We start from the raw sequence: 23,643 nt of genomic DNA, 5'->3' as shown, positions 1-23,643 counted from the left end.
ACCCAGGCCGACCTCGACACCGTCGCCCACGAACTCAACGGCCGCCCACGCAAGACCCTCGGATGGAAGAATCCCGCCCAGGCACTCGACGAGCTGCTCGTTGCAACAACCAGTTGAGACCGCCGATCATCTAGCGACCATTTCCCCTTGATCGACGACCAGGGGACGCAATTTCGGGCCCCACCGGCCCCGGCGGCGCCCTCACCGTCGGACGGCGCTGATGAAGAAGTCGATCTGGCGCGCCATCCTGGCGTCCCAGTCGTCGCCGTTCGGCAGCCGATCCCGAGGCCGGCCTCTTCTGCGATCCGCGCCAGCGAGACCTGCGTCCCATGGCGCATCATGGTCGTCACTGCCGAGGCCAGCAGCCGCTCCCGGTTGGCGGCACCGCTTCCCGGCCTTGTCGACGGCGGGTGGCGGGGCCGCCCCGGTGATCATCATCGCCGCGATCGCGTGCAGTTGCGCACTGACTGCCGGACACGGCCTAGTTGCCTAAGCTAACGTTGTCGCAGTGACCTCTGCCCACTCGCTCACTTCAGTGCGGAGGTCGCTCACCCGGCGGCTCGACTCGGGCCCGGTGCTCGCCATCGCTTCCGGCTCGTTCATGGCCGCCTGCGCCATGAACTTCTGGTTCCCGTTCCTCCCGCTCTACATGCGCGAACTCGGCGCGACGAGCGACGCGAACGCCCTGTTCTGGGTCAGCATCGCGATGACGGGGCAAGGGATCGCGCGGCTGGTCGCGGGGCCGGTCTGGGGCGTGCTGTCGGACCGGCACGGCCGGAAGCTCATGTACATCCGGGCCCTGTTCTTCGCGACGGTGACCACGCTGATCATGGTCGCGGCCACCGAGCCCTGGCACATCGCGCTCGCCCTGACCTGCCAGGGCCTGTTCTCCGGGTTCATCCCGGCTGCTGTGGCGCTGACCAGCGTGACCGTGCCCGATTCGAAGCTGAGCAAGGGGCTCGGGACCGTCACCGCCGCCCAGTACTTGGGGAGCACGGTCGGCCCGTCGCTCGGGGCCGTCCTGGCCGTCGGGTTCGGGATGTGGGGGGCCATCCTGGCCTCGGCGCTGCTGCCCGCGCTCGGGGCCGTGCTGGTGTGGTTCATCGTCCCCCGCGACAGCGTCGCCCCGGCACCGAAGGCCGCGACGGCGGCCCAGGAGCAGCAGGCGAGCTACCGGAGGCTGGTCACGGTCCAGTTCGCCGTCGCGATCCTGATCTGCTTCGTCCTCTACGCCACCGGGTCGATGGTGCGGCTGATGGCGCCGCTCTCGCTGGCCGGCTTCGACAGCGACGCGGCCACCGGCGCCGTCGGGGTGGCGTTCACCATCGCCGGGGTGGCCAGCGTCCTGGGTGTGGTCGCGGTCCGGCGGTTGTCCAAGCCCGGCTGGTTCAGGTGGCTGATCGCCGGCGGCATGGCGTTGTCAGCATTCGTGCACGTGTTGCTCGCACTGTCCCCCGATGTCGCCGCCTACGTGGTGTTCTTCGCGCTGACCGCGCTCCTGCAGGCGGCGTTGCTCCCGGCGAGCAACACGCTGATCGCCATGAGCGCCCCGCGCGACCAGCGCGGCACGGCGTTCGGCATCGCCGCCGGCGCCCAGGCGATCTCGTTCATGGCCGGCCCGGCGGCCGCAGCCGCCTTCGCCGCGGTCTCGCTGACCCTCGGCTACCTCGTCCTGGCCGGGCTGTTCGTCGTCGTCGCGGTGTTCACCCTGCTGGCGCTCCGCGTCGACCGAGCCGAATAGCCGCTGCTCGGCCGCGTGCTGAGGCACCGAGACGCTGCCTCAACAACGGGAGACGTCGACGCATTTCGCGTCTCACCACCCCTTCCTACGGTGACGGGGTGCAGAAGATCGTCCTCGGTGATGTCGAGGTCTCCCGCGTGGTCGAGTGGCAGGGTGCTTTCGCCACCACCGATGTCCTGTTCCCGTCCGTGCCCACCGAGCTGTGGCGCCGGCACGAGTCCTGGCTGGCGCCCGACTTCCTGAACTCCGAGACCGGTGCGTGGCTGGCGAACGTGCAGACCTGGGTGCTGCGCAGCGCGGGCCGCACCATTCTGGTGGACACCGGTCTCGGCAACGACAAGCAACGCGAAGTGGAGCTGTTCGACAGGCGCGACGGCGATTTCCTCGACCGGCTGGCGGCGGCCGGAGTGCGGCCGGAGGACGTCGATCTCGTCGTCAACACCCACCTGCACAACGACCACGTGGGGTGGAACACCCGGCTGGTCGACGGCGACTGGGTGCCGACGTTCCCGAACGCGCGGTATCTGATCAACCGGGCCGACTTCGACTTCTGGAACCCCGTCAACGGGCACGTCCCGAAGTCCCCGTTCCAGTCCGCATCGGACACCGGGGTCATGTTCGGAGACAGCGTCCTGCCCGTCCACCGGGCCGGTCAGGCGGTGCTGTGGGAGGGCGACAGCCACCGCATCGACGAGCACCTGGTCCTGGAGTCCGCCCCCGGTCACACGCCCGGCTCGGCGGTGCTGTGGCTGGAGTCCGGCACCGACCGGGCGGTGTTCGTCGGCGACCTCGTCCACACCCCGCTGCAGATGATCGAACCCGGTCACGACACCTGCCTGAGCGAGGATCAGACCGAGGCCACCCGGTCCCGGCGGCGCGTCCTGGAGCGGGCGGCCGCGACGAACAGCCTGGTCGTGCCGGCGCACCTGGGCGGAGCGGGTGCTGCCGAGGTCGTGCGGTCGAACGGGGACGTCTCGATCAGGCGATGGGCGCCGTTCTCGGACGCCTGACCCGGGTGGGGGAAGATCCGGCGATGGACGTGCTCAGCGACGCGATCGGCGCCATGCGCGTGGGGCGCCCGTCCCTGTCGCCGGAAGTCGCGGACCCGTCGTGGGAGACGGAGGTGCCGCCCTTCGAGGGTGCCCGGTTCTACGTCGGCACCGCGGGCCGGATCCGGGTGGCGGCACCGGACGAGGCGGTCACCCTGCAGCCGGGCGACGCCGTTCTGCTCCCCCACGGGATCGCCCACACGCTCGGGAACGCCACCGGCAGCACCGCCCGGTTCCTGTCCGGCACCTACCGGCTCGAGCGGGCTCGCCCGCACCCGCTGTTCCAGGACCTCGCCGATCTGGTGAGCCTTCCCGCCCACGAGGACCGCTACCCGGGCCTCCAGGCGTCGATCGACCTGTTGCGCGGCGAACTGGACGAACGCATGCACGGCAGGGACGTGGTGCTGCCGGCGCTGCTCGAAGTGCTCCTCGTGCACCTGATCCGGGCCTGCCTGCGCGAACGTGCGGGATCGCGGGCCACCGGCTGGTGCGTCGCCCTCGACGACGAGGTGATCGCGCGATCGCTGCGCGCCGTGCACGAACGCCCCGCCGACCCCTGGACCGTGGAGTCGCTGGGCGCGCACGCGGGCCTGTCCCGTGCCGCCTTCGCCCGCAGGTTCACGGCCATGGTGGGGCAGCCACCGCTCACCTACCTGACGTGGTGGCGGCTCACCACGGCGGCCCGCCTGCTCCAGACGACCGACGCCCCGCTGGCCGCCGTCGCGCAGCGCAGCGGCTACGGCTCCGCGTACTCCTTCGCCGACGCGTTCAAACGCGAGTACGGCATCTCAGCCGGTCGATACCGGCAGCAGCACCGCACCCGACCACCGGCGTGAAGCGGTAGCTCCCCGGGCGCGATCAGCGAGGGCGGCGCCCTCTACAGGAGGGTTCCTCCGGAGACCTCGATGCGCTCTGCGGTGATCCAGCGCATGTCGTCGGAGGCGAGCGCGGCGATGGCGTCGCCGATCTCCTCCGGCTCGCCGACCCGGCCGAGCGCGGTCTGCGCCGCGAGGGTCCCCCGCAGGTCGGGGTCGTCCCGCATGGCGCCGCCGTTGAAGTCGGTGGCGCTCGGGCCGGGGGCGACCGCGTTGATGCGGATGCCGCGCGCGCCGAGCTCGACGGCCAGGCTGCGGGAGAGGGCCTCGACCGCCGCCTTGGACGCCGAGTAGACCGACGTACCGGGGCTGACGTGGCGGGTCAGCGAGGTCGACACGTTGATGATGCGGGAGCCGTCGGCGAGGTGCGGCACGAGCGCCTGGACGAGGAAGAAGGTGCCGCGGACGTTGGTGCCCACGACCGCGTCGAAGCTGTCCACGGTGACGTCCTCCAGGCGGCCGAACAGGCCGATCCCGGCGTTGTTGACCAGGACCTCGAGCGTCGCACTCCCCCAGCGGGTGCGGATCTCGCCGGTCAGCTCGGCGGTGAAGGTCGCGAACGAGCCGACGTCGCTGATGTCGAGCCGCGTGGCGAACGCGTCGCCGCCCGCGTCCTGGATCATCCGCACGGTCTGCGCCGCCCCGGGAGCGCCGCCCCGGTAGGTCACCACGACCCTCGCACCGCGCCGGGCGAGCGCGAGCGCGGTGCTGCGCCCGAGCCCCCGGTCCGCACCCGTCACCATCGCGATCCGCTGCATCGACCCTCCAAGTAAGTAAGAAGTTATTTACTTCTAGACTAGCCTCGCACCTGCCCGCCGTCGAACGCCCCCATCGAGACGGAGACCACATGCCCGCACGTGACGCCCAGGCGACGAAGGCCCGGATCCTGCAGGCGGCCGTCACGGAGTTCGCCGAGCACGGCCACGCCGGCGGGCGCGTCGAACGGGTCGCCCGGGAGGCCGGCACCAACATCCGGATGATCTACGCCTATTTCGGCAACAAGGACGGGCTCTTCGACGCCGCACTCACCAGCGCGATCACGTCCATGGCCGCGAAGGTCCCGCCGAAACCGGAGGATCTACCCGCCTGGGCGGGCGAGCTGTTCGACTACCACCAGCGCGAACCCGCGGCGCTGCGGATCAACATGTGGGCGCAGCTGGAACGCCCGCAGGCCGCATCCGAACCGTTGGAGAGCTACCTCGCGAAGACCACCGCCGTGGCCGGCACCGACAGCGGCCCGCTGACCGCCGTCGACCTCCTCGTCTTCATCTACGCCGTCGCACAAGCCTGGTACCTGACGCCCGACGGCCTGCTCAGGGCAGATGGCGGCGACCCGCACGATCCGCGGCGCCTCGCTGCGCATCGGCAGGCCGTCATCACCGCGGTGTCGCGCATCGTCCAGACGGGCGGCGAGCGCCCGACGTCGGAACCGACCTGACACGACGCTGTCAGCGGGAGTCCTTCTTCGCCGCCCACCCACCGTCCACGAGCAGCTGCGCCCCCGTCACATAGGACGCGTCGGCGGAGGCGAGGAACGCCACCGTCGCCGCGACCTCCTCGGGCGTGGCGAGGCGCCGCAGCACCGTCGCGGCGGCCCGCGGAACCCCGGCCACGGCGTGCGCCTGCGAGATCGGTAACGGGACACGCGTGCTCCGCGAGCAGTCGCCCGGATGCGCACCCGCATCCAACACAGGAAGGTCGCAGGGTGCACCGACTGCTCGTACCCGCCTTCGGGGTACCGGCCCTGGTCGTGGCCTCCGCCCGCCTCCTACTCCCCCGAAGGAGACGCACGCTCCCCCATGGCCACCCGCAACACGCGCAACCGACGCACGCGCTCGAGCAAACCCGCCAAAAAGGATGAAGCCGTCGGCTGCGGCTGTCTGGTCCTGATCGCCCTGCTGATCGTCGGTGTCGTGAACGCCTGCAGCGGCGGCGACGAGCCGGCCCCCGCCCGCTCGTTCACCCCCGCCCTCACCACGCCGACCCGGACCGCCGCCCCGAGCTGGACCAGCCGATCCGCACCCACCACCGCGGCGCCCGCCCCGACCACCACGACCACCCGGCCCGCACCCGCCCCCGACCCGGATCCCGACCCGGATCCCGACCGCGACCGCCGGGCCCCCGCGCCTCCGCGCGATGACGACGACAACGACACCGGAGGTGGCTCCGTCTACTACAAGAACTGCGCTGCCGTGCGCGCCGCCGGCGCCGCTCCGATCCGCCGCGGCGACCCCGGCTACGCCCGGCACCTCGACCGCGACGGCGACGGCGAGGGCTGCGCCGGCGACTGACCCACAGACCCTGCCTCAGTCAGCCTGGGACGGATTCGTCCACTCGGCCGCGTGCTCACGGACGAACTCGGCGAACGTGCGGGGCGGGCGACCGGTCAGGTCCAGCACGGCGGTGCTGACCCGGTCCTCCCGCCCGGCGGCGAGGCCGGCGTCGACGGCGGCGAGAGCGTCGGCGAGCGCCGCCGGCATCCCGGTGGCCCGGTAGGTGCGCGCCATGTCGTCGACCCCGACGTGCTCGACCCGGACCGGCCGGCCCGTCTCGGTCGTGAGGATCGCGGCCGCGTCCTCATAGCTGAGCGCCTTCGGGCCGGTGAGGAGGTAATCGCGCTGGTTGCGGCGGTGGCCGTCGGGGTCGGTCAGCAGCGCGGCCGCGGCGGCGGCGATGTCCCGGGCGTCGATCCAGCCCACCCGGCCGGTGCCGCCGGCGGTGCGGATCTCGCCGTGTCGCCGGATCCGATCACCCACCGGGTGCGGGCTCAGGAAGTTCTGCATGAACCCGGACGCGCGCAGCACCACCCAGCCGGGCCGGGCCCGCACGTGGGCGGCCAGCTCCAGCGGGCCGGGCGCGTCCGGCAACTCGATGGCGGAGCCGAGCAACACCACCCGGCGCACGCCGAGACGGTGCGCCTCGGCCAGGAACGGCCCGACCAGCGGCAGCGGGTCCACGGCGTGTGGTGGCGGCACCAGGTAGACGCGGTCCGCCCCCCGCAGTGCGGCCGTGTGGGTGGCCGGGTCGTCCCAGTCGAAGCGGATCGCGTCGGGATCACCGGCCGACGGGTGCCGGGTGGCCACCCGGACCGGCACACCGCTCCCCCGCAGCAACTCGACCAGCACGGTCCCGGTCTTCCCGGTGCCACCGGTGACCAGCACCCCGGTCATCGGGCCACCTCCGGGCGCAGCGAGCCGAGCAGCTCGGGCAGCGTGCCGGCCGCGCCGGCGGCGGCCACCGGGTTCCAGTAGTCCCGGTAGCGGGTGATCAGGCCGTCCCGGGTGGTGATCACCGTGACGTAGTCCAGCCGGTAGGGCTCGCCGGTGCGCACCGTGCGCCCGTGCGCCGTGAACTCCACGACGATCGTGTCCGGCCGCTGCGTGTGGTGCACGGTGACCGCCGGGATGGACTGCACGTCCATGAGTTCCGGATACCCGGCCAGGTAGTCGCGGACGGCCTCGCGCCCGTCCAGCCGCCCGGGCGCGGCGCCCTCGGCGAAGGGGAACTCGGCGGTGCCGTGTTCCGCCCACAGGTCGGCGATGGCGTCCATGTCCTTGGCCAGCAGCAGTTCCAGCAGCCGGCGGAACGTCTCCTCGGGGGTGCGGGGCACCGTGGTCCTCCAACGTGACGAGCGATGTGACCACACCAGGCTCGGCGCGGGGCCGTGGCCGTGGAACCGACAGGTGAGCCCCGGACAGCCGGTCCGTGGATGACGCGGGCGCCGCCGTGCCAATCTGGACCGGTGAGCAAACGCGACCTGGCCGACTTCCTGCGCCGCCGGCGGGAAGCGCTGCGTCCGGACCAGGTGCCCGGCACCCACCCGCCCGGCCGGCGGGCCCGGCGCACCCCCGGGCTGCGCCGGGAAGAGGTGGCCGCGCTGGCCGGCGTGTCCACCAGCTACTACGAGCGGCTCGAGCAGGCCCGCGGACCGCGTCCGTCGCCGCAGGTGCTGGCCGCGGTGGGCACGGCGCTGCAGCTCACCCCCACGGAGCGCGAGCACCTGTCCCGGTTGGCCGGACAGGCCCCGCTCAGCACCGACACCGACCGCGCGTCCGTGCCCGCCGACGCCGAGGAGCTGCTGCACCGGCTCGGGCCGATCCCCGCCTACCTGGTCGACGAGCGCGAAGACATCCTCGCCTGGAACGCCGCGGCGGCGACGTTGATCACCGACTTCGCAGCACTGCCCGCCGAGGAGCGCAACACCCTGCGGCTGGCCATCCGGCTGAGCGACACGCTCTGCTCGGCAGCAGCAGGCGCGGAAGGCGAGTTCGCCCGGCAGTCCGCCGCCGAGCTACGCATGACCAGCGCCCGCCACCCCGCAGACCGCGCGCTCGGCGAGCTGGTCAACGAGATCGCCGCACTCAGCCCGGACTTCGCCGCCGCATGGCGCGATCACGACGTGCGCCCCCGGCCGACACTGCGCAAACGCCTGCGCCATCCCGAGCTCGGCGAGCTCGAGCTGGAGCGCCGCACCCTGCTGCTGCCCGGCACCGACCTCCGGCTCGTGATCTACACCGCCGACCCCGGTAGCGCGAGCGCCGCCGCGCTCGCCCGGCTCGAGCCGTCATGACCTGGTTGCGGGTGGCACAAGAGGCGACGTCAGGTCCTCCGGACGGCTCCGACGTCGGAGAGATCCTCCGGTGGTACCGCAAGCGGGAGAACCTCACCCAGCACGACGTGGCCGCGCTCCTGAACACCACGCAGTCGCGGCTTTCCAAGCTCGAAAAGGGAACACAAGCACTAGCCCGCCACGCCATCTCGACGTGTCGGGCAGCGGAGCACGGAGGCTCGACCTGTGGCCGAGCCACTCGGACGGGCGTGCGAAAACGGTCCGATAGTCGATCGTCTTCCCACTTCAACGTATAACACGCCCCCGGCCTTGCGGCAATACCCCGTCAATGCAGCACAATTCGCGCTTCGAACGTCAGAACCTGGGGAAACGGAAGTGCTGCGGTGCGAGTTCTGTTGTCGACGTGGGGGTCCCGGGGGGACGTCGAGCCGTTGCTGGGGTTGGCGTTCGAGCTGCGCACGCACGGCGTCGACGTGCGGATGTGCGCGCCACCGGACTTCACGGACCGGCTGGCCGAGGTCGGCGTGGCCTCGGTGCCGATGGGCTTCGCGGTGCGTGAGCTGGTGGCCTCCAAGCCGTCACCCGCTGAGGTGGCAGCCGCGCTGGTCGCCGAACACTTCGAAGTGGTCGGCACAGCGGCCGGGGATTGCGACGCGGTGGTCGCGAGCGGCCTGATGCCTGCCGGCGTGCGGTCGGTGACCGAGCACCTCGGCATCCACTACGTGCTCGCCGCCCTGCACTCGGTCGGGCTGCCGTCGCTGCACCGCCCGCCGGGGCCACGCCCGGGCAAGCCGTTCCCGCCAGGAGAGACGGACCTCCGGGTGCTGTGGAAGATCGATGCCGAGCGGGTCGACGCGTTGTACCGCGAGCCGGTCAACACGCACCGGGCCGCGCTCGGTCTGCCGCCGGTGGGCAACGTCCGCGACCACAGCTTCACCGCCCGGCCGTGGCTCGCGGCGGACCCGGTGCTCTGGCCGTTCCAGGACGCGCTGGGGTTCGACGTCGTGCAGACCGGCGCGTGGCTCATGCCGGACGACCGGCCGCTGCATGCGGAACTCGTGGAGTTCCTGGATGCCGGCGAACCCCCGGTCTACGTGGGTTTCGGCAGCATGCAGATGGCCTCTGCACCCGACGCTGCGGCGGTGGCCGTCGAGGCGATCCGCGCGCAGGGCCGCCGGGTGCTGGTCAGCCGAGGATGGGCCGACCTCGCACCGGTCGACGGGGGCGACGACTGCCTGGTCATCGGCGAGGCGAACCACCGCGAGCTGTTCCGTCGGGTGGCAGCGGTCGTGCACCACGGTGGCGCCGGCACGACGACGACGGCCGCGGTGGCGGGCGTGCCGCAGGTGATCGTGCCGCAGATCGTGGATCAGCCGTACTGGGCGCGGCGCGTCGCCGAGCTGGGCATCGGCGCGCACCACGAGGGACCGACGCCGACCGTCGAGTCCCTGTCCACCGCGCTCGAACTCGCTCTCCGCGACGACACCGCGGCGCGAGCCGCGGAGGTGAGCGCCACGATCCGCACCGACGGCGCGGCGGTGGCGGCGAGGAAGCTCATCGACCTGATCGACCCGCACAGAAAGACCACGACCCCGCCCACGCCGGCAGACGGCTCGGGCTGACGATCATCGCCGGCGAGGCGCCACCGAACTCGATCGCTACCTCGCGACCGCGGCGCGCCGCTTCTACCTCAGCCGCGCACCCCGCCCCGGCCGACACCTGCTCGCTCGTCGCCTTCGGCTGACCGCAGGCGCTGCCGCGACGAGCACCCTCAGTCGAGGGTCTCGAGCCACCGGTCGATCAGTACGGCCGCCCGATCACGCCGGTGCTCGGCGGCTCCGACGGGGTTCCCGTAGTGGTCGGCGACGACGGACTCGATCTGCTTGTGAACGCTGCCGATGCACTCGGTGATCGCCACGAAGTCGCTCGGGAACACGCAGTTGTCGGCGGTGTAGGCGATGAGCAGGGTCGGCAGGGTCACGTCCGGGCCGGCCTTCGCGATCGTCGCGTTCGAGGAGTGCGCCGACCACGTCGACAGCCACGCGTCGGGCGTGGTGAGCCGGCCGAAGCCGACGATGCCGTAGTTGGTCACCTCGGGTCTGGGGCCGTAGACCGACCCGTATCCGCGGTCGGACTTGTCGAGGCTCAGATCCATCGCACGCAGGTCCGCGTCGGTGCGCCAGACGGTGATCAGCCGCGCGGTGCCGGCCCGGCGGCGGTCGGCGGCGCTGCCGTCACCCGCTCGGACCTTCTTGCGGGCGGACCGTGCTTCGGCGATGTGGTCGCGGGCCCGGGCGTCGATGCGGGCGATGCGGTCGAGCTGGGCGGCGCGGTACCGCTCGACGAATTCGGGCGGGTAGCCGGAGCTCTCGGGTGCGGGCCGGTAGCCGTTGTCCTCGTCGAAGGGGTCGAGCGCGGGGTCGACGGAGAAGGCGTCGTCCTCGTCGGTGACCGAGGCGTCGATGCAGCGGCTGAGCAGGGTGCCCTGTCCGGGGTGCGGCGCGACGTAGGCGAGGGCGTCCAGGGTCGGCAGGGTTGCCCGGTCGAGGAAGCTCGGGCGGCCGGCGGGGGTGCGGGCGATGCGGTTCTCCGGCGCCTTCTCCGACTGCTGGACGTAGTAGGTGAGCAGCCCGGCGCCGCCGGAGTTGCCCAGGCCGACGGTGCGCCGGAACCCGAGGGTGTGCAGCCAGGTCAGGGCGGCACCGAGGTCGAGGAGGGTCTGCTCGTGGACCAGCCGAAGATCGTTGCCGGCGTCGCGGGCGGCCACGGCGTAGACGGCGTGGCCGGCCCCGAGCAGGGCCGGGATCAGGTAGTGACGGGACATGTCGACCCGCGGGTGCATGATCACGATGACCGTGGTGTCGCGGGGTTCGCGACCCGGCGGGGCGTAGAGCGTGCCGCGGGCCGCGTTGTCGTCCACGGTGACGCTGGTCTGCACGTGGATGCCGGTGCCGGTGGGCAGCTCGGCGGGGTACCAGTCGACGTTGAGGCCGGGGTTGGTGGCCATGTCAGACGGCCGCCTTCGCGTCGCGGGTCAGCAGCCGCCCGGCTCCGGGGAGGTCGACGGGCAGGCCGAGGAGGTCGAGCAGGGTGAACGCGCCGGCGGTGGCGGCCGACAGCACGGGCAGCCCGAACTCGTCCTCGGCGGCCTGGACCAGCGGCAGCGAGGGCATCTGGACGCACGCGGACAGGACGAGCGCATCGGCACCGGACAGGTCCAGGGAGCGGGCGGCGTCGAGGACCGTGGTGCCGGCGATGCAACCGACCTCGGCGTTGTCGGCGATCTCGAGGGCGCGCCAGTCGGTGACCGTGATCCCCTCCGCCTCGACGTAGGCCACGACGGTCTCGGCGAGGGGGCGGAGGTAGGGCATGACGAGGGCGACGCGGCGCGCACCGGTCGCGCGCAGGGCGTGCACCAGCGCGCCGGCGCTGGAGGTGACCTGCGGAGCGGGACCGCGGCGGGTCAGCTGGTCCACGACGGCGCGCTCGGTCAGCTCGTGCGCGCCGACGCCGTCGGTGTGGCCCTGGACCATCAGCGCCACGAGGCACGCGTAGAGGACGGCGTCCACGCCGGCGTCGCCGATCTCGTCGACGCACCGCTCGCGCTGCGCGTTCATGGCCCGCAGCTCCTCGGGCGAGACGGTGTGCATCCGCATCCGGGAGGAGTGGAACGAGAAGTCGGCGTCCGGGTGCCGCCGCAGCAGGGCGGGCAGCTCACGTTCGACCGTGGTGTTCGAGCTGGGAACCACGAGCCCGATGCGGTGGTGCGGCCTCCCGGGGTCCCCGGGGCCGGTGGGCGGGGTGGGTTCGGTCATCGTCAGTCCTGTCGTGAGGGGCGTGCGGTCCGGTCGGTCAGCGCCCGGCGACGCGCAACGCGTTCTTGTCGTGCTGGACCACGCGCGCGTCCTGCAGACCTGCCAGAGCGGAGTACCAGACCGCGTGGCGGCAGCCGGTCGAGCGGCGGTCGATGACGATGTGGTGCTCGGTGCTGGTGTGGCCCGGGCCGACGTCGTCGCCGGGGTCGGCTGGCGGGCCGTCGTCCCCGTCGAGGGCGATCCGGAAGTAGGGTCCGACCTTCTCGACCTGCAACAGGACGTCCTCCTCGGCCACCCGGACCACGCCCCGGTTCTCCGGGACGTCGAGGACGAAGATCGCGGTCACTCGGTCACCGCCTCGGTGGGCGTGGGGACCGGCCGCCCGGCCTCCCAGCGCGCGGCGCGCTCGACGATCAGTTCGGCCTTGCGGGTGAGCAGCTTGTCGAGCGACGGCTCGGGCCCGGCCGCGACGTCGCAGAGGGCGTCGATGGTCAGTTCGGCGTCGAGGTCCTCCTGCGGCGTCACCGGACGCAGCGCCCGGGTGATCTCGATCATGTACCCGTTCGGGTCGTGGGTGTAGATCGACTCGATGGTCTCGTGCATGACCTGCATCTCGCAGGGCCACCGGCTCTCGTCGAGGCGGCGCCGGTACTCGAGGAGGTCCTCCTCGGAGTCGACGTGGATCGCGAGGTGGCGGGAGTTCGCGAAGAACTCCGGGGTGCCCTCGGGCAGCCGCGCCCAGGCGTCCCCGCGGGCGTCCGGGTTGCCGACGGGCTCGTGTCCGAAGTAGTAGAAGAACGCGATGCGGTCGCCGCTGCCGATGTCGAAGAAGAAGTGGATGAAGTCGGGGTGGTCGTCGGGCCCCCAGCCCGCCGCGCAGATCGAGTGCACGACGGGGAACTTCAGGGTGTCGCGGTAGAACCGCACGGTGGCGGCCGGGTCGAAGGTGGGGAAGGCGGCGTGGTCCACGCCCTTCACCCGGTGCTCCGTCTGGATGCTGGCGTCGGTCATCGTAGAACCTCCTCGTGGGTTCGTCGGTCGGCTGTGGAGATGGGGCACACCAGGTCGGTGCGGGCGGCGGCGAGGCCGGCGGCGAGGTCGTCGAGGGAGCTGCTCGGCCCGTCGACGACCACGAGTCCGGCGGTCTCGGCGCGGAGCCGCTCACCGAGGTCGAGGCGGGTCAGCAGGTGGTGCCGGTCCGCGCTCCCGGTGAGCCAGAAGCCGGCCCAGCCGCCGAGGGTGAGGTCGTGCAGCTTCTTGACCAGGGCGTCGGCGGCCGCGTCCCAGGGGTCGTCGAGGGTGACGACGACGCGGGCGAGGTCGGCGCCGGGCGGCGGGGGTGCGGGGTCCTCCGGAAGCGCGGCGGTGAGGCGGTCGCGGTCGCCCGCGGGCAGGACCCTGCCGGTCCAGCGGCGGTCGCCGTGCGTGAGCGGTCGGCCCAGCACCCAGTCCACGACACCCTCGACCGGGACGTGCGCGGGGTCGGCGTCGGCGAACTGGGCGAGGCCGCGCCGGACGATGTCGGGGTTGGTGGCGGCGAAGCGTTGCAGGCCGACGTTCCCGGTGCGGGTCATGTAGGCGACCATCAGCTGGTCGACCGGCAGGTGGGTGCGGCGGGGGAAGGAGTCCCACCACAGCATGCTGCGGCGGGCGAGCTCCTGGATCCGCTGGACCTGGGGTCGGCGCTCGTGCTCGTAGCGGGCCAGCGCGGTGGGCAGGTCGGAGGCCTCGGCGATGGCGTCGCGCAGGGCGATGGCGTCCTCCATCGCCAGCTTCGTGCCGGAGCCGACCGAATAGTGCGCGGTGTGGGCGGCGTCGCCGAGCAGCACCGCGTTCCCGCGGGTCCACCGCTCGCAGTGCACGGTGCGGAACCGCAGCCAGCGCGTCCTGTTCCCGATGAGCCGGTGGCCGTCGAGGTGCTCGGTGAAGGCCTTCTCCAGGTAGGCCAACGCCGTGGTGTCCGAGACGTCCGGCCCGGTGGCCTCGGTCGTGACGTCGAACCCGGCGGCCCGCCACGTCGCCTCGTCGGTCTCGATGAGGAAGGTGCTGCGGTCGGACGCGTAGGGGTAGGCGTGGGTGACGAAGGTGCCGTGGGCGGTGGTCACCGGCGCGAAGATGGCGGTGTCGAGGGCGAAGTCGGCGCCGGCCCAGAGGTAGAGCCCGTCGGCGACGTCGACGTGCGCACCGAAGTCTGCGGCGTGCTCGGTGCGGGTCCGGCTGTTGACCCCGTCGGCGACCACGACCAGGTCGGCGTCGTCGACCTCGTCGAGGCGGTAGCGGCGCCCGTGGTGGAGCTCGACCCCGGCCGCCCGGGCGTGGCGGGTGAGCACCGCGAGCAGTTCGGTGCGGGCGATGCCGATCAGCGGACCGTTGTGCACCCGCGCGACCTGGCCGCCGACGAGCATGCGCATGTCGTGGGGGCGGCCCGCGGCGATGATGTCCGCCTGGCTGGCCGCGTCGGCCTCCTCCAGGTTCCGCTGGGTCCGCCCGGCCACCGCAACGCCGAAGCCGAAGGTCTTCTCCGGTACGCCCTGCTCGTAGACCCGGACGGTGGCGTCGGGGTGCGCCAGCTTGAGCAGGCGTGCGGCGTACAGGCCGCCGGGACCACCTCCGAGCACGGCGACGCTCTGGAGCCTCATGCGGGAACGCTCTCCTTCTCGATCTTCTGCTCGATGTCCGCGCGCAGGTCCTTCTTCGAGACCTTGCCGACGTTGGTCAGCGGGAACGCCTCGACGATCTCGACCCGCTCGGGCAACTTGAACTTCGCGAGGCCCTCACCGAGGAGGAACGCCGCCAGGGAGGCCACGGTGGGGTGCTCCGCCCCGTCCGCGACGACCAGGTAGGCGCAGATCCGCTCCCCGAGCACGGGGTCGGGCATGGCCACCACGGCCGCGTTGCGGACGTCGGGATGCCGCACGAGCAGCTCCTCGAGCTCCTCCGCGTGGATCTTCTCGGCGCCCCGGTTGATGACGTCCTTGATGCGCCCGTCGATGGAGTAGTACGGACGGCCGTCGAGGACGTGGCGGGTGGCCAGGTCGCCGGTGCGGTAGAAGCCGTCGGAGGTGAACACGTCCGCGTTGTGCCGCGGGGCGCGGTGGTAGCCGGTGATCGTGTACGGGCCGCGGCAGGCGAGCTCGCCGAGCGTTCCCTCGGGCACCTCGTCCTCGCCGGCGACGTCGAGCACGCGGACCTCGTCGGCCGGGGAGATCGGCGTGCCGACGGTGTGCAGCCGGGCCCACTCGGGGGCGTCGGGCGGTGTGTGGAGGAACATGCCCTCGGCCATTCCGAACATCTGCTGGGCGCGGATGCCGAGCTCGCGCTCCAGGCGTTCGATCAGCTCGACGCTGGGGCGCTGCCCGCCGAGGACGAAGCGCTCGATGCTGGTCAGGTCCGTGGCGCGGGCGCGGGCGCGCTCGTGCTCGAGGAGGCGGATCGCCACGGCGGGCGGGACGACCGGCAGCACGGTGACGCGCTCGGTCGCGACGAGCTCGAGCACGGCGCCCGCGTCGGCTCCCGGCGCCACGACGCAGGTGCCGCCGGCCAGGTGCGCGGGTTGCAGCGCGGCCGCAGTGCCGGCGTTGTGCATGATCGGGAGCGCGTGCAGGACGACGGAGCGCGGGGTCAGCTCGAGCGCCTCGGCCCAGACGCGTGAGTTGTAGACGTACTCCTCGTGCCTGCGGGGAGCGACCTTCGGCAGCCCGGTGGTGCCCCCGGAGAGCTGGAGGACGACCAGGCCGCCCGGGTCGACCCGGACCCCGGCGAGGGCCGTGCGGGCTTCGGGGCTGCGCCCGGCCTCCAGGATCGCATCGTAGGCGTGCGCGGAGCCGGCCGCGGCCGGTAGCGGGCCGCGGGCGACGATCAGCGTGTCGAGCACGCCGACCTCGCGCTGGAGCCGGATGCCGGACTCGACCAGGTCGCGGCTGCGGAAGTCGGCCTGCACGACGTGGGCGCGGGCGCCGGTGTGCTCGGCGAGCAGGCCGATCTCGCGTTCCCCGTGCTGGGGAAGGGTGCAGACCGGGATGATGCCCGCCTTGATGCAGCCGTAGTAGGCGACGATCGTCTCGAGCACGTTCCCGAGCTGGAACATCACGCGATCCCCGGGATGCAGCGGGGTCGCGGCCAGCATCCCGGCGCCGAAGTCCTCGGTGAGCTCGTCGAGCTCGCGGTGGGTCAGCCGGCCCTCCACCGTGATCAGCGCGGTGGTGTCCGGGTGGGCGCGTGCCGTCCGGCGCAGCGCGTCGGCGAGCGTCTCTCCGGCCCACAGGCCCTCGCGCCGGTACCGCTCGACGCGCGCGGCCGGGAAGGACGTCTCGTGTTGGTTTTTCGACATCGTTGTCACCCTCAGGTATGGCCGGATGCCGGCGAAGCAGAGGAGAAGGGAGGGAGGAGGGACTAGCTCCGCGAACCCGGGTCCGCGGACGGCGACGACCCGGAGGTCAGCGCGGCAGACAGAGCGCCTTCGAGGTGGTTGAGGTCTTCCTTCAGCAGCGCGAGCGCGGCCCACGGGCCCGGCTGGACCTGGCGCTCGTCGTCGCGGCGGACGCCGGACATCGCGAGGTCGACCAGGACGTCGGCCATCGCCTCGGCGTCGCCGTCGTGGTCTGCGCGGTACCACCAGGCGACCCAGTTGACCATCCCGAGCATGCCCAGGGCGACGGTGCGGGCGGGCAGCGGGCGGAACCGGCCGGCCTGGACGGCGTCCTCGATCAGTCCGGTGAACAGCTCCAGGACCCGTCGGCGGGCCGCCCGGTGCATCTCGGCGATCTCCGCCGGGAGGTCGGGCTCGCTGCGGTCCAGCAGCCGGAACCGGGTCGTGTTGCGCGCGTTGTTGACCGCGATGCGGCGCAGCGCCTGCTCCACCCGCTGGTCCTCGTCGAGGTCCTCCCGGCCCCTGGCCTGCTCGAGGATCTCGACGACGCGTTCGAGGACATCCCGCACGAGCGCGGCGAGGATCTCCTCCTTGTTGCTCACGTAGTGGTACAGCGCCGGACGGCTGATGCCCATCGCGTCGGCGATGTCCTGGAACGAGGTGTTGGCGTAGCCCTGCGTGGCGAACAGCCGTGCCGAGTGCTCGAGCAGTTCGCTGGACACGAGCCGGCGGCGGCTGTGCTGCCGTGCCATCGCTGCCCCAGTCGAGTCGCCCAGTGCGCCGTCCGGGCCATCTTGCCCTACGGCGACCACGTGGGCGGCGCCCAGGGAAGCGCTCGGCCTGGTTGTCATCCGCATCGTCCTCTCCACGCACCCCTCGGGTCGGATCCGACGGTATGGCCGCGTGACAGTGCTGTCAACAAATCGACGCATCTGATTTCAGTAATGTCGAGATATTGACACTCATGTCGCGATGCTTCTAGCGTCTGGGCACCCCCGCAGCGCGTGCGGGCCGACCCAGGAGGTCCGGGATGACGACGCCGTCCGTCCAACGCCGTTCGACAGCAGCCGCGGTGGCGCTCGGGTTCGCCGCGATCGTGTTCGACGGCTACGACCTGATCGTCTACGGATCAGCGGTGCCGAAGCTGCTCGAGCACCAGGCCTGGAACCTGACACCCACCCAGGCGGGCGCCATCGGCAGCTACGCCCTCGTGGGCGCCATCATCGGCGCAGTCCTGACCGGGCCCCTCACGGACCTGCTCGGCAGGCGGCGGCTCTTCATCGCCTCGCTCGCCTGGTTCTCCGTGATGATGCTCCTGTCGGCGTTCGCCCCCACCCCGTGGTGGCTCGGGTCGTTCCGGTTCCTCGCCGGGCTCGGCTTCGGCGGCATCCCGCCCACCGCCGTCGCCCTGGTCATCGAGGTCGCACCGGCGGCGCGACGGCACTTCGTCAACGCCCTCATGCTGTGCGGGTTCCCCGTGGGCGGGGTGCTCGCCGCGGTGACGGCGCTGGTGTTCCTCGAGCCGCTCGGCTTCCGCGCCCTCTTCGCCTTCGGTGCATTGCCGCTGGTGACGCTCGTGCCGCTCAGCCTGTGGCTGCTCCCCGAGTCACCCAACTTCGTGCGGCGCGCCCGCGGTGTCCCGAGGACCCCGCGGCAGAGCGGTCTGCGCACGTTGCTCACACGCAGGATGCTCCTGGCGCTGACGCTGTTCGTCCTCACCAACTTCTGCAGCTTCCTGCTGGTCTTCGGGCTGAACACCTGGCTCCCGCAGCTGATGCGCGGGGCGGGCTACCAGCTCGGTTCGGCCCTGGCATTCCTCCTCGTGCTCAACCTCGGCGCCGTGGTCGGCGGCCTGGCGGGTTCCGCGCTCGCCGACCGCTGGGGCAGCCGGTGGATCGCCACCACCCTGTTCATCGCCGCGGTGTTCTCCCTCGGGTTGATCGCCGTGCCCCTGCCCACCCCTGTGGTGTTCGTCCTCGTCTTCGTGGCCGGTGCGGCCACGACCGGCAACCAGGTCGTGATCTACGGGTACGTCGCCACCCACTACAGCGCCGGGCAGCGCGCCACCGCGCTCGGGGTGAGCACCGGCGTGGGCCGGCTGGGTGCGGTCACCGGGCCCGTTCTCGGGGGCGCGCTCGTCGCGGCGGGGGCGGGGCTCAGCACCAACGTCGGGGTGTTCGCGCTCGTCGCCCTGATCGGGGCGGTCGCGTGCGCCGCCGTTCCGCGCTCCGGCGGCGCGCCGGCGGACGCGGCGACCGGGAGTCCGGTGGCCGCGGAAGGCGTGGCCGCATGACGACGGCGGACGCCCGTCACCCGACGACGAGAACGATCTTCCCGGTGGTGCGTCCGGTCTCGCCGTGGGCGTGCGCGGCGGCGGCCTCGGCGAGCGGGAACGTCGCATCGCGGTGGACGCGCAACGCGCCCCGCTCGACGAGCCCGGCGACGGCGCGCATGCCCGCGTGGTCGGCCTCGACCATCAGCCCCTTCAGCCGCACACCGAGCTCGGCGGCCCGCTTCGCGTCGGCCGCGTCGGCCTCGGGGTCACCGGCCACGAGCGAGACGAGCAGGCCACCCGGCCGCAGGACCCCCAGCGAACGGGTTCGCGTCTCGCCGGCGAGGGTGTCCAGCACCACGTCGACGTCGTCGAGCGCCTCGACGAAGTCGGTGGCCCGGTAGTCGATCAGCTCGTCGGCGCCGAGCTCGCGCAGGAAGTCGTGCTTGGCCGCGCTCGCCGTGCCGATGACGTGCGCACCGCGGGCCTTCGCGATCTGCACGGCCAGGTGGCCCACCCCACCCGCCGCGGCGTGGATCAGCACCCGCTGCCCCGGCCGCAGGTCCGCGGTGTCGACCAGCGCCTGGTGCGCCGTCAGCGCGGCGAGGGGCAACGCCGCGGCCTGCACGTGGTCGAGGTTCGCCGGTGTGCGGGCGAACGACCGCGTCGGCGCCACGGCGTACTCGGCGTAGGCGCCCGCCCCCCGCGGGTAGGGCAGCATGCCGAACACCGCGTCACCGGGCTCGTACAGGGTGACCCCGCTGCCGACCTCCGCGACGACCCCGGCCACGTCCCACCCGAGGACCGGCACCGGCTCGGCCAGCCACGGCAGGCCCGCGCGGTGCTTCCAGTCGGTCGGGTTCACGCCCGCCGCGCGCACGCGGACGACGATCTCCCCGGCCCCCGCCACGGGCCGGGGCCGCGTGACCACGTGGAGCACGTCCGGGCCGCCGAACACGTCCTGGCTGACGGCGCGCATGGTGCCGCTCTCGCTTCCGCTCATGAACGCCAGTCTCGGAGGGCACAGCCGGGTCGGCCATGGCATGATTGCCACTATTCGATGGGATCCTGCCAACCGCCGGTGATCCCGGTTCCGAGGAGCCACGCCGTGCCGCGAACGCACCGGGTCGCCGTCCTCGCCATCGACGGTGTGTACCCGTTCGAGCTCGGCATGCCCAGCCGCATCCTCGGCGCCACCGAAGGCCTCTACGAGGTGCTGACCTGCAGCGTCGACGGCCGCCCGGTGCGCACGAGCAGCGACTTCGCCGTCGCCGTCGAACACGGTCCCGAGCTGCTGTCCACCGCCGACACCGTGGTGGTCGCGCCGTTCGCCCCGTCCCCGGAGGACCCCGAGGCAGTCGTGCGGGAGCTACCGGAACCGATCGCGGCGGCCTTCCGCCGGATCCGGCCCGGCACCCGGCTCGTGTCCATCTGCACCGGGGCCTTCGTGCTCGCCGCCGCCGGCCTGCTCGACGGGCGCCCGGCCACCACCCACTGGCAGGCCGCCGAGCCGTTCCGCCGGCTCTTCCCGAAGGTCGACCTGAACCCCGACGTGCTGTTCGTCGACGACGGCGACGTCCTGACCTCCGCAGGCGCCGCCTCCGGCGTCGACCTGTTCCTGCACCTGCTACGCACCGACCACGGCAGCGAGATCGCCAACCGGGCCGCCCGCCGCTGCGTGGTGCCACCCTGGCGCGAGGGCGGGCAGGCGCAGTACATCGAAGCGCCGGTCCCCCGCACCCCGCAGGACGGCACCGCCGCCACCCGGCAATGGGCGCTCGCGCACCTGCACGAACCCCTCGCCCTCGCCGACCTCGCCGCACACGCGCGGATGAGCCCACGCACCTTCGCCCGCCGCTTCACCGACGAGGTCGGCACCAGCCCCGGGCGGTGGATCACCCAGCAACGCCTCACCCGCGCCCGCCACCTCCTCGAATCCACCGACCTCCCGGTCGACGAGATCGCCTTCCAGGTCGGCTTCGGTACCGGCACGTCCCTGCGCCAACACCTCCACGCGGCGATCGGGGTGTCCCCGCTGGCCTACCGCCGCACGTTCCGCGCCGCGCACACCTGAGGGGCCGCCACCCGCCACGCGTCACCGTCGGACTCCAGAAGACCGGTGGGCCCGCAGTCCGAACTTGCGATGATCGGCGCATGGAGTTGCGTCAGCTGGAGTGCTTCGTCGCCGTGGTGGAGGAATCCAGCTTCACGCGTGCCGCGGCCCGCCTGCACATCGTCCAGTCCGCGGTGTCATCGACGATCGCGTCGCTGGAGCGGGAACTGGAAGCTCGGCTGTTGCTGCGCACCACCCGCCACATCGGTCTCACCGATGCCGGGCGGCAACTGCTGCCGAAAGCACGGGCGACGCTGGAGGCGGCACGCGACGCTCGCGAAGCGGTGCACGAGGTGAGCGGCGGCATCCGCGGCACGCTGCGCATCGGAACGATGAGTTCGCTCGGGTTGATCGACCTTCCCGGCCTGCTGGGTGAGTTCCACCGTGAGCACCCCGCTGTGTCCGTTCAGCTCGCGATCGTCGGCAACGGCTCGCCAGGACTCGTCGCGGCGCTGGCCGAGGGTCGGCTCGACCTGTCGTTCGTCTCCATTCCTGGCCATCGGCCGGCAGGCGTGCACATTCGGGATCTCACCGCCAATCCGTTGGATCTCGTCGTTCCGCGAGGCCATCGACTCGCAGACCGGGACGAGTTGACGATCTTCGACCTTGCCGATGAGTCGTTCATCGATTTCCCGCTGGGCTACGGCAACCGCGCTGTGACCGATCGGGCATTCAGCGCTGCCGGACTCGCCCGCCACGTCTCGATCGAGATCACCGACATCACCGCCGGCACGAATTTCATCCGCCACCGCCTCGGCATCGCTCTCCTCCCGCGCGCCGTCCTGATTCCCGACGACGATCTCGCCGTGCTGCGCGTCACCGGTGCCGACCTCGACTGGCCCATCTCATTGGCGACGCCTGTCGGACGCACGCCGGGAGCTGCCGCCCGGGCATTCGAGCACATGGTCGAGCAACATCTGGCCACGAACAACTGAGGCCGTCACTCATCACCGGCATAGATCCGAGTTATCGATAAACGGCGTTGGACAGGACGACGCAGGTCGGTCAACCTGGAAACAAGCACGGAACGACCTGCGAACGACATCGGCCCTGTCAGCGCTTGAGTCGCGCAGTCGGACAACCCGTGTCCGAGAGAACGCACAGATGGGCAGGAGCCATCTCAATGGCGATCCAGAGAGACGCACTCGGCGGGCGCCTCCCGCTGACCGACCCGGCAACATTGACATCCGCACAACAAGAACTCGTCGACTCGGTGATGGCGAACCAGTTGCCGTGGGCGAACGAGAACGGGTTCCAGATCAGAGCCGATGACGGGCAGCTCATCGGCCCGTTCAACACATTTCTGCTGCAGCCGGAGGTCGCGTTGCGATTCCTCGGCTTCGCTGCCGCGGAGGCGAGCCACACCTCACTGTCGGACACGGTGCGCGAGGTTGTGATCGTCGCCGTCGGCGCCGTGTGGGGCGCCGACTACGAGCTGTACGCCCACAAGATCCTGGCCCGCCGGATCGGCCTCCCGCCGGAGGTCGTCACGGCGCTGAGTGAGGGCGCTGTGCCGGACCAACTGGGCGAACACGAGAAGATCGCGGTGCGCGTCGCACGGCAACTGTTGATCGAACATCGTCTTGACGACGACCTTTTCCGCGTGGCCGAGCAGGCGTTCGGCAAGCGTGGCCTGTACGACATCGGTGCGGTCATGGGTCAGTACCAAGCGGTGTGCACCTTGCTGACCATGTTTGCGGTACCCGCCCCCGAGTAAACCGCCCGCGGCGACAATCATCGCGGGGATTTCATCCCCGTGGCGTCCATGGTCCCACCATCTGAGGAGATCAGAGTTGACAGTAATCAATGACCAGCCGAAGCTGACGACAGTCGCCACGCTGCCGGAGCACTATTTCCTTGAGAACATCGTCGTCCGGGTCGACGGTTCGATGCTCGTCACCGCCCTCAATCGCAGGGAACTGTGGTGGGTGCCCGCCCCCGCCGACGACGCCACCATCGGTCCCGTCATGGTCGATCGGATGGAGGGCTTGCCGATGAGCATTGTCGAGGCCGAGCCCGACGTGTTCTACGTCTCCTCCATGGCCCCGGCCGCCCTGGACCGTTTCGACCTGCGCGGCTGGGTTCCCGGAGCGCCCGTGAACCGGACGCGCGTGCTGACGTTCGAATCCCACGCAGCCGGCTTGAACGGCAGTTGCCTCCTGGCACCTGGCGTGATCCTGATCGCCGACTGCGCGGCCGGCCTGATCTGGCGGGTCGACCTGACCGAGGACGGCCTCGCGGGGACCGCCAAGGTCTGGCTCCGCCACGAGTCCATGGCACCGGGCACGGACCCGGAGCGGGCCGTCCACCTGACCCAGACCTTCTCCATCCCCTACCCGGGCGTCAACGGTGTCCGGGCCGCCGAGAAGTCCCACCGCGTGTACTACACGGGCTCGTGGGAGCAGGTCCTCGCGCGCGTGGCGGTCGATCCGGTGACGCACGAGCCGGCGAGCGATCCGGAGGTGGTCGCCAAGGGCATCCACGCGGTCGACGACTTCTGCATCGACGAGAACGCCGGCGTCGCGTACATCACGACCCACATCGACAACACCCTCCACCGCGTCCCGCTGGACCCGGCGGCTCCGGCCGCGGAGGCCGCAGTCGTGGTCGGGGACCCGATCGACCACCGGTTCCTCGGGCCGTCGAGCGCCGCCTGGGGCCGCGCACCCGGCGACTACGGCCGCGTCGCCTACTTCAGCACGGACGGTGGGCACACCCCGCCGAACCCAGCCGGGATCATCAAGCCCGCGTCAGTGGTGCGGATCGAATTCTGAGCCGATCGGAATCGTGATCCGGGAGAACGGCGCCCGAGCGGCGATCGCGTAGCCACGCCCGGCGC

Annotated in this window: 25 protein-coding genes and 1 pseudogene; 14 read left to right on the top strand and 12 right to left on the bottom strand. The window is 71.9% G+C overall.

Going from position 1 to position 23,643, the window contains the following annotated elements; genetic code table 11:
* From ACFPL3_RS31295 to ACFPL3_RS31280, 4 genes and pseudogenes are all read left to right on the top strand, one after another.
* A pseudogene (locus ACFPL3_RS31295) lies at nt 1-117 on the top strand (IS30 family transposase); the annotation flags it as partial.
* Between the two features lie 418 nt (nt 118-535).
* Nucleotides 536-1,741, top strand: coding sequence for an MFS transporter (locus ACFPL3_RS31290; RefSeq protein WP_343942129.1), 1,206 nt, complete (start codon nt 536-538; stop codon nt 1,739-1,741).
* Nucleotides 1,742-1,839: 98 nt separating this feature from the next.
* Nucleotides 1,840-2,751: an MBL fold metallo-hydrolase gene (locus tag ACFPL3_RS31285; RefSeq protein ID WP_343942128.1), complete on the top strand. Its 912-nt coding sequence runs from the start codon at nt 1,840-1,842 to the stop codon at nt 2,749-2,751.
* 23 nt (nt 2,752-2,774) lie between these two features.
* Complete coding sequence (locus ACFPL3_RS31280) at nt 2,775-3,626, top strand: AraC family transcriptional regulator (protein ID WP_343942127.1); 852 nt, start codon at nt 2,775-2,777, stop codon at nt 3,624-3,626.
* 41 nt (nt 3,627-3,667) lie between these two features.
* Here the strand turns inward: ACFPL3_RS31280 and ACFPL3_RS31275 are convergent, their stop codons facing one another.
* On the bottom strand, nt 3,668-4,423 hold the full coding sequence (locus ACFPL3_RS31275; RefSeq protein ID WP_343942126.1) for an SDR family NAD(P)-dependent oxidoreductase: 756 nt from the start codon (nt 4,421-4,423) through the stop codon (nt 3,668-3,670).
* Nucleotides 4,424-4,512: 89 nt separating this feature from the next.
* Between ACFPL3_RS31275 and ACFPL3_RS31270 the strand changes: the two genes are divergently transcribed.
* Nucleotides 4,513-5,103, top strand: a complete 591-nt coding sequence (locus tag ACFPL3_RS31270; RefSeq protein ID WP_343942125.1) for a TetR/AcrR family transcriptional regulator — start codon at nt 4,513-4,515, stop codon at nt 5,101-5,103.
* Between the two features lie 10 nt (nt 5,104-5,113).
* Here ACFPL3_RS31270 and ACFPL3_RS31265 read toward each other — a convergent pair whose 3' ends face one another.
* Nucleotides 5,114-5,278: an SDR family oxidoreductase gene (locus ACFPL3_RS31265; protein ID WP_379589850.1), complete on the bottom strand. Its 165-nt coding sequence runs from the start codon at nt 5,276-5,278 to the stop codon at nt 5,114-5,116.
* A 300-nt stretch (nt 5,279-5,578) separates the two neighbouring features.
* Between ACFPL3_RS31265 and ACFPL3_RS31260 the strand changes: the two genes are divergently transcribed.
* Nucleotides 5,579-5,956: an excalibur calcium-binding domain-containing protein gene (locus ACFPL3_RS31260; RefSeq protein ID WP_343942124.1), complete on the top strand. Its 378-nt coding sequence runs from the start codon at nt 5,579-5,581 to the stop codon at nt 5,954-5,956.
* A 15-nt stretch (nt 5,957-5,971) separates the two neighbouring features.
* Here the strand turns inward: ACFPL3_RS31260 and ACFPL3_RS31255 are convergent, their stop codons facing one another.
* A complete protein-coding gene (locus ACFPL3_RS31255; RefSeq protein WP_343942123.1) occupies nt 5,972-6,835 on the bottom strand; it encodes an NAD(P)H-binding protein in 864 nt (287 codons plus the stop codon).
* Nucleotides 6,832-7,275 carry a nuclear transport factor 2 family protein gene (locus ACFPL3_RS31250; protein WP_343942122.1) on the bottom strand — a complete coding sequence of 148 codons (444 nt, stop codon included), beginning with the start codon at nt 7,273-7,275 and terminating at the stop codon, nt 6,832-6,834. Before ACFPL3_RS31250 ends, ACFPL3_RS31255 begins: the two co-directional genes overlap by 4 nt.
* A gap of 132 nt (nt 7,276-7,407) precedes the next feature.
* On the opposite strand from ACFPL3_RS31250, the gene ACFPL3_RS31245 reads away from it, so the two are divergent.
* The 3 genes from ACFPL3_RS31245 to ACFPL3_RS31235 all read left to right on the top strand — a co-directional run bounded on the left by ACFPL3_RS31245 (nt 7,408) and on the right by ACFPL3_RS31235 (nt 9,857).
* On the top strand, nt 7,408-8,235 hold the full coding sequence (locus ACFPL3_RS31245) for a helix-turn-helix transcriptional regulator (protein ID WP_343942121.1): 828 nt from the start codon (nt 7,408-7,410) through the stop codon (nt 8,233-8,235).
* Complete coding sequence (locus ACFPL3_RS31240) at nt 8,232-8,531, top strand: helix-turn-helix domain-containing protein (protein ID WP_379589847.1); 300 nt, start codon at nt 8,232-8,234, stop codon at nt 8,529-8,531. The genes ACFPL3_RS31245 and ACFPL3_RS31240 overlap by 4 nt, the downstream gene beginning before the upstream one ends.
* A gap of 87 nt (nt 8,532-8,618) precedes the next feature.
* The gene (locus ACFPL3_RS31235) at nt 8,619-9,857 is read left to right on the top strand and encodes a glycosyltransferase (protein ID WP_343942120.1); all 1,239 of its coding nucleotides are present in this window, start codon (nt 8,619-8,621) and stop codon (nt 9,855-9,857) included.
* A 149-nt stretch (nt 9,858-10,006) separates the two neighbouring features.
* Here the strand turns inward: ACFPL3_RS31235 and ACFPL3_RS31230 are convergent, their stop codons facing one another.
* From ACFPL3_RS31230 to ACFPL3_RS31200, 7 genes are all read right to left on the bottom strand, one after another.
* On the bottom strand, nt 10,007-11,242 hold the full coding sequence (locus tag ACFPL3_RS31230) for an alpha/beta fold hydrolase (protein WP_343942119.1): 1,236 nt from the start codon (nt 11,240-11,242) through the stop codon (nt 10,007-10,009).
* A gap of 1 nt (nt 11,243) precedes the next feature.
* Nucleotides 11,244-12,050 carry a maleate cis-trans isomerase family protein gene (locus ACFPL3_RS31225; protein WP_343942118.1) on the bottom strand — a complete coding sequence of 269 codons (807 nt, stop codon included), beginning with the start codon at nt 12,048-12,050 and terminating at the stop codon, nt 11,244-11,246.
* Between the two features lie 37 nt (nt 12,051-12,087).
* Complete coding sequence (locus ACFPL3_RS31220; protein ID WP_343942117.1) at nt 12,088-12,396, bottom strand: hypothetical protein; 309 nt, start codon at nt 12,394-12,396, stop codon at nt 12,088-12,090.
* Nucleotides 12,393-13,061, bottom strand: coding sequence for a VOC family protein (locus ACFPL3_RS31215; RefSeq protein WP_343942116.1), 669 nt, complete (start codon nt 13,059-13,061; stop codon nt 12,393-12,395). The genes ACFPL3_RS31220 and ACFPL3_RS31215 overlap by 4 nt, the downstream gene beginning before the upstream one ends.
* Nucleotides 13,058-14,689, bottom strand: coding sequence for an FAD-dependent monooxygenase (locus ACFPL3_RS31210; protein ID WP_343942115.1), 1,632 nt, complete (start codon nt 14,687-14,689; stop codon nt 13,058-13,060). Before ACFPL3_RS31210 ends, ACFPL3_RS31215 begins: the two co-directional genes overlap by 4 nt.
* A complete protein-coding gene (locus ACFPL3_RS31205; RefSeq protein WP_343942114.1) occupies nt 14,686-16,380 on the bottom strand; it encodes a (2,3-dihydroxybenzoyl)adenylate synthase in 1,695 nt (564 codons plus the stop codon). Before ACFPL3_RS31205 ends, ACFPL3_RS31210 begins: the two co-directional genes overlap by 4 nt.
* A gap of 62 nt (nt 16,381-16,442) precedes the next feature.
* Nucleotides 16,443-17,171 carry a TetR/AcrR family transcriptional regulator gene (locus ACFPL3_RS31200; protein ID WP_343942113.1) on the bottom strand — a complete coding sequence of 243 codons (729 nt, stop codon included), beginning with the start codon at nt 17,169-17,171 and terminating at the stop codon, nt 16,443-16,445.
* Nucleotides 17,172-17,449: 278 nt separating this feature from the next.
* Between ACFPL3_RS31200 and ACFPL3_RS31195 the strand changes: the two genes are divergently transcribed.
* A complete protein-coding gene (locus ACFPL3_RS31195; protein ID WP_343942112.1) occupies nt 17,450-18,712 on the top strand; it encodes an MFS transporter in 1,263 nt (420 codons plus the stop codon).
* A gap of 16 nt (nt 18,713-18,728) precedes the next feature.
* Here the strand turns inward: ACFPL3_RS31195 and ACFPL3_RS31190 are convergent, their stop codons facing one another.
* Nucleotides 18,729-19,670, bottom strand: coding sequence for an NADP-dependent oxidoreductase (locus tag ACFPL3_RS31190; protein ID WP_343942131.1), 942 nt, complete (start codon nt 19,668-19,670; stop codon nt 18,729-18,731).
* Nucleotides 19,671-19,799: 129 nt separating this feature from the next.
* Between ACFPL3_RS31190 and ACFPL3_RS31185 the strand changes: the two genes are divergently transcribed.
* From ACFPL3_RS31185 to ACFPL3_RS31170, 4 genes are all read left to right on the top strand, one after another.
* On the top strand, nt 19,800-20,765 hold the full coding sequence (locus ACFPL3_RS31185; RefSeq protein WP_343942111.1) for a GlxA family transcriptional regulator: 966 nt from the start codon (nt 19,800-19,802) through the stop codon (nt 20,763-20,765).
* Nucleotides 20,766-20,845: 80 nt separating this feature from the next.
* On the top strand, nt 20,846-21,739 hold the full coding sequence (locus ACFPL3_RS31180; protein WP_343942110.1) for a LysR family transcriptional regulator: 894 nt from the start codon (nt 20,846-20,848) through the stop codon (nt 21,737-21,739).
* A 188-nt stretch (nt 21,740-21,927) separates the two neighbouring features.
* The gene (locus tag ACFPL3_RS31175; RefSeq protein WP_343942109.1) at nt 21,928-22,521 is read left to right on the top strand and encodes a carboxymuconolactone decarboxylase family protein; all 594 of its coding nucleotides are present in this window, start codon (nt 21,928-21,930) and stop codon (nt 22,519-22,521) included.
* Nucleotides 22,499-23,578: a hypothetical protein gene (locus ACFPL3_RS31170; protein WP_343942108.1), complete on the top strand. Its 1,080-nt coding sequence runs from the start codon at nt 22,499-22,501 to the stop codon at nt 23,576-23,578. The genes ACFPL3_RS31175 and ACFPL3_RS31170 overlap by 23 nt, the downstream gene beginning before the upstream one ends.
* The last annotated feature ends 65 nt before the right edge of the window (nt 23,579-23,643 follow it).

Source organism: Pseudonocardia zijingensis (assembly GCF_042657305.1).
GTDB lineage: Bacteria > Actinomycetota > Actinomycetes > Mycobacteriales > Pseudonocardiaceae > Pseudonocardia > Pseudonocardia zijingensis.
The sequence above is the reverse complement of the archived record's forward strand: the minus strand, read 5'-3'. Positions and strand labels throughout refer to the sequence as shown.